7 protein-coding genes are annotated in these 5,495 nt (G+C 44.3%); all 7 read right to left on the bottom strand.

All coding sequences use genetic code 11. The features are described from left to right. A partial coding sequence (locus Q0688_RS26555; protein WP_299084787.1) for a flagellar basal body P-ring protein FlgI occupies positions 1 to 185 on the bottom strand: 185 nt, incomplete at its 3' end. 18 nt (positions 186 to 203) lie between these two features. Then, entirely contained in the window at positions 204 to 863 is a 660-nt protein-coding gene (flgH, locus tag Q0688_RS26550) for a flagellar basal body L-ring protein FlgH (protein ID WP_299084784.1), read from the bottom strand. Between the two features lie 12 nt (positions 864 to 875). Further along, positions 876 to 1,661: a flagellar basal-body rod protein FlgG gene (flgG, locus tag Q0688_RS26545; protein ID WP_228190828.1), complete on the bottom strand. Its 786-nt coding sequence runs from the start codon at positions 1,659 to 1,661 to the stop codon at positions 876 to 878. A gap of 34 nt (positions 1,662 to 1,695) precedes the next feature. Then, a complete protein-coding gene (gene flgF / locus Q0688_RS26540) occupies positions 1,696 to 2,436 on the bottom strand; it encodes a flagellar basal-body rod protein FlgF (protein ID WP_228190827.1) in 741 nt (246 codons plus the stop codon). 139 nt (positions 2,437 to 2,575) lie between these two features. Then, complete coding sequence (locus Q0688_RS26535; RefSeq protein ID WP_228190826.1) at positions 2,576 to 4,273, bottom strand: flagellar hook protein FlgE; 1,698 nt, start codon at positions 4,271 to 4,273, stop codon at positions 2,576 to 2,578. A 14-nt stretch (positions 4,274 to 4,287) separates the two neighbouring features. Beyond that, positions 4,288 to 4,989 carry a flagellar hook capping FlgD N-terminal domain-containing protein gene (locus Q0688_RS26530; protein ID WP_228190825.1) on the bottom strand — a complete coding sequence of 234 codons (702 nt, stop codon included), beginning with the start codon at positions 4,987 to 4,989 and terminating at the stop codon, positions 4,288 to 4,290. Between the two features lie 11 nt (positions 4,990 to 5,000). Continuing rightward, positions 5,001 to 5,453, bottom strand: a complete 453-nt coding sequence (flgC, locus tag Q0688_RS26525) for a flagellar basal body rod protein FlgC (protein ID WP_228190824.1) — start codon at positions 5,451 to 5,453, stop codon at positions 5,001 to 5,003. Between the last annotated feature and the right edge of the window lie 42 nt (positions 5,454 to 5,495).

Here is a 5,495-nt window from a genome sequence, read left to right as displayed (position 1 = left end):
ATGCTAATGAAACTTTGATTGGTGAAATCCGTATCATCCCCTGTTCCATTCAAACCTATGACTAGACCGTAGCCAAACAGTTGGTTATCACGCACACCTTCTACGCTTGCAATATCTTTAAGGCGCTCCGCCGAAGCAAGCCCTCCCCATAGAAACAAAAAGAGCGTTAAGAACAGGGTTTTCATAAACTAAAATCCACGTAATTAGAACGGCCACCAACTCGTATTCAACGCTCGAGTCAGCCAGCCTTGTTCACTGCCAGAAGCTAATTCCCCCGTACCGGAGTATGCAATCCTCGCATCTGCAAGCCTTGTCGACTCGACAGTATTATCGGAGCTTATATCTGCTTCTCGAACTAAACCAGACAGACGAATATACTCTTGCCCACGATTTAATGTAATCCATTTTTCCCCGCGTACAGCAAGCAACCCATTAGGGTACACCTCATAAACAGTCACGGTAATACTACCACTTAGACTGTTACTCTGGTTTGCATCAGCACTACCAGAAAAGTCACTGTTCATCCCAGGCAAACTAGTATCTAACCCCACCGGAATTCCTAAAATAGTAGGGTTCTGTATAGTAGCTGAGGACGACTTAGAAATAGAAGCCCCATTGGACTTTGTTGAACTAGTACTTTCAGACAATGTTACTGTCAGGATATCGCCTATCTGACGCGCTTTTTTATCACCAAAAAACACATCCCCCATACCAACCTGATAAATGCCGCCATCACTGTTCTGTGTGTACTGTACAGAAGGTTGAATCACCGGAGCATAATACGGATCATCCGATACAGGCGCAGGCTCAATAGCAGCACACCCGGCCAAAAACAAAGGGAATAATGCAAGCAAGTAACGCATAACAAAACCCCTTTACAATTGCTGATTGACAAAGCTCAGCATACCATCGGCAGCAGAGATTACCTTAGAGTTCATCTCATAGGCACGCTGTGTCGTAATCATATTCACTAGCTCTTCAATAGAGTTCACATTAGAAGACTCCAGCACACCTTGACTTAAATAGCCTCGACCATCAGTGCCAGGCACACCAACCACAGGCGCTCCGCTTGCAGTTGTTTCCTGATAAAGGTTGCTACCTAAGTAATTTAGACCGGAAGCATTAATGAAAGTAGCAATATTGATCGCCCCAATCTGCTCAGTTTCTGTCGCTCCAGATCTAAGGACTGAGACAACACCGTCTTCGCCAATGGTGATTTCAACGACATCTTGGTCTACCGTAATACCAGGATCTAATACCAAGCCAGTTGAATCCACAATCGTACCTTCGCTGTTTAGCTGAAATTGGCCGTCGCGAGTGTAAGCAATGCCACCGTCAGGTTGTTGTACTTGAAAAAAACCACCACCTTGAATAGCCACATCCAGTTGACGATCGGTAATATTGTAATCACCTTCTTCAAAGTTCTTTTGAGTTCCCGTGACACGCACACCGGCTCCCAGCTGCAATCCGGATGGCAATTCAGTATTCTGCGACGACAAGCCACCTGGCGCACGCAGCGTTTTGTATAGCAGGTTTTCAAATACTGCTCGGTCTTTTTTGAATGCCGTTGTCGATACGTTAGCCAAGTTATTCGAAATAACAGCCAATTGTTTGTCCATTGCAGACAAACCTGTTTTAGCAACCCATAGAGCTGAATGCATGTCGTACTCCTTATCTCTGAATCACGTAGTTGTGTTAACTACGCTCAAGAATTCGTGCCGATGCGTTTTCATTTTCACGCACCGTGTTCATAACTTTAATGTTCATTTCAAATCGTCGAGACAATTCCATAATGCTGGTCATTTCTTCTACCGCATTAACATTACTGCCTTCTAGGTACCCTGAAATCACTTGAACTGAATTGTCCTGTTGTAACTGCTCGCCACTTTTTGTTCGAATCAAGCCGTCATCACCTTTTACTAAAGCTTCAGGCTCGGCGGACACAAGTTTAATTCTGTTCAAAGCGGTTATTTGAGTACCGTCACCACCTTGGGGGATAATGGAAATGGTCCCATCTTCACTGATATCAAGATCATCTAAGGGTGGGAGGAAAATGGGACCCGCAGCCCCCATAACAGGCAAGCCGGTGCCAGTCACCAACTGACCAGAAAGTGTCAACTGAAGATCACCAGCACGGGTATAGGTTTCTTGCCCACTACCATCCAGCACGGCAATAAAACCATTGTTTTGAATAGCAACATCCATTGAACGCCCAGTATTTTGCAAAGGCCCCATATCAAAGTTAGTGCCAGGGTTCTCTGTCATGGCATAGACACGTGAGGGGTAAAAGTCACCATTTACCTGCATAGATCGCGCCTGCTCAAAGTCCGACCTAAAGCCTGTAGTCGAAACATTGGCAAGGTTATTTGCATGAATAGTTTGGGCATTCATGACTTGCGTACCACCACTCATTGCTAAATACAGCGCTCTATCCATATTTCATACCCACGATTAAAAACGGATTTAAAACTAATAATAAATAGTGTGTAACAAATAGTGTGCCAAGTCTGAAAATTGCGTTTTTCAGGCATAAAAAAGCCCAGCATATGCTGGGCTTTTTAGTCGCTAATAATGATTAACGTAGGTTGATAATCGTCTGTGTGACAGTGTTTTCAGTCTCTAAGGTCTTAGAGTTAGCTTGATAGTTACGTTGAGCTTCGATGAGCGCTACCAGCTCTTCTGTAAGGTCAACATTGGACTCTTCTAGCGCTCCACCTTGAATGCTACCAAATGTGCCAGTATTAGGTTTGCCGACATTTGCCGCTCCAGACTCAGAGCTTGCCACCCATGCTGTATCACCTGCAGGCGTCAAACCATCTACGTTATCAAAGTTCGCCAAAGCTATCTGCCCAAGCACAGCCGTTTGCTGATTGGTATAACTCGCTGTCAAGAAACCATCTTCATCAAAGCTCACCCCTTGAAGCTCACCTGCTGCATAGCCGTCTTGACTGAACGTATCTGAGCTAGATAACGCATATTGAGTAGAGTCTCCTAAATCAATATCTAACTCGGAAAATACATCTGTTGGATCCCAACCAGTAATACTTAATTGAGTTGGACTTGATACTGCATAGGGAGGATACCCAATATAGGTACCAGTAATATTACCCTGGTTATCAAACTGAACGATTGTGTCTTCGGTTAAAAATGGAACTTCATTACCTGTAGCAGGGTCTGTATAAGTTGACTCGCCATCTACCGTCACTTTCATCTCCCAAATATTATCTTCCCCTTGCTTGATGAAGTAATAGCCTATGGTATGAGTCTCCCCCAGCGCATCATAAACAGTATTAGTATTACCATACGTGTAGGATTCAGGATCTGTAGGATCAAAGCTTTGGCGAGCAAAGCTATCAGGTGTTGATATATCAGGTGCCGTACCATCAAAATCAAATGAAACAGGCACACCCGAGTTAACAGTTATTGCTGTGATGGCCGCTGGAGCACTTAAATCTGCTGAGCTAGTTGGTTCAGTCGCACCTACATAAATAGGAGCAAATGAGCTAGCTGTACCACCACCCGCCGCAGTAGAAGTAAATGACCCATCTGCATCATCAAATGTCACATAGGTCGTACCTAAATAAGGCGTTCCCGTGCCATCTTCAAGCTCACCATTTACTGTAGCGTACACCTGATAAGTATTTGGAGCTTCAGACTTAGCATAATATAAAGTTACGGCCTGAGGTGGGGTACTTGTATCGTTTGTTGTTTGAGTAAATGTGTAAGTGTCTGGGTCACTAGGATCAAATGATGACGCGATGTAAGGAGGCACATCATCAGCTCGAGAATCCAAGTTTGTTTCAATTGTAACTTCTGTACTTGCTTCAGGTGCAATTCGCTCCGTTGGTACAACCAAGTCTTCTAAACTACCACCAATAACGCCATTTACAGCATTATAGCCCTGAACAGTCGCCCCATCATTTGTGACCAAGAAGCCATCTGCATCTAGTTTAAAATCCCCAGCTCGAGTATAGGCCTGAGTCCCCCCCACATCGACAACAAAGAAGCCTGTACCATCCACAGCCAAATCAAGGTTGTTATCTGTGTAAGAAATGTTACCTGCCGAAAACTCTTGCGCGATATTGTTTACACTAACACCACTACCAATAGTATTGTTACTGCCTGCACCTATAACACTAGTGCTATAAAGATCACCAAATTCGACTCGAGACTTCTTAAAGCCTGTTGTATCAGAGTTGGCAATATTATTACCGGTTGTGCTGAGGTAGTCAGCGGACGCTTTGATACCTGAAAGTGCTGTATTAAAACCCATAATAAATTCCTCCGCTAACTGACGATTTCAATCTCGTCACTAAGTGCTAAACTACCATAACCTTGAACATTGAGCGTTGTGCCATCAGCTCCATTTATCGTGACACTATTAATACGAGCGGGGAGCTGAGTACTTAATTCTGTCACCTCTCCATCCGCGTTACGCGATGTCACATTAAATGTATACTCACCATCTTCAACGGCATTCCCGTCACCATCAGTACCATCCCAGTTGTAAGTTTCATCCGTTAAGGTCACAGTTCTGACAACTTCGTTGTCTGAATTAAGTATCTTTAAAGTATTAGATTGCGCATCATCAGGGAACGAAGTCTTTAGAGACACAGAGCTTCCGTCTGATACTGTCGCTGTGTCGCTATCAACATATACTGATTTGCCCACTAATGTAGACGCGGTCAATGCCTGACTCGACATAAGAGAATCTGACATTGCTGACATTTGCGTTGCCATCTCAGTAAGACGCTCTAGTGAACTAAATTCCGCCATTTGTGAGACCATGTCCCCAGTATCTTGGGGCTCAGTCGGATCCTGATTCTTTAACTGCTCGATATACAGCTGAAGAAATACATCCTGGTTACCGATGCTATCAGAGCTCTCTGTACTGGTGGTCGTCGATATACCTGACTTTGCTTTCGCTTCATCTGTGCCATATTGAGATATCAAGCTGGAAAGCGCTGAATTTGTATTAATATCAGACATCATCTACCCCCTTAGGATTGACCTAAGGTCAACATTCTCTGCATCATACTTTTAGCAGAGTTCATAATTTCAACATTGGTCTGAAATGAACGCGATGCAGACATCATATCGGCCATTTCCTCAACAGGATTTACATTAGGATAGAACACATAGCCTTCTTCGTTAGCCATCGGACTGTTTGGCTCATAACGAGGCTCAAGCGGTGCATCAGATTCAACAATACCTGCTACACGCACCCCCATCCCAGACGCACCAGAGACCAAATCTTCAGAGGCGTTCCAACCACTTTCACGAAGTGCGTCGGTCATCATTTGTTCAAATACAGGCTTACGCGCACGATAGGTTTGATCAGCAGAACTGGCTACACTATCGGCATTGGCAATGTTGCTGGCAACGGTATTCAAGCGCACTGTCTGTGCACTCATTGCTGAACCGGAAATGGCAAAAATATTATTCAATGACATTATTATTGTCCTCCAGTCAGCGCTTTCTTCATGCCGCTGATT

The organism is uncultured Paraglaciecola sp. (assembly GCF_937123705.1).
GTDB lineage: Bacteria > Pseudomonadota > Gammaproteobacteria > Enterobacterales > Alteromonadaceae > Paraglaciecola.
This window is presented reverse-complemented; position numbering and strand designations above follow the sequence as displayed.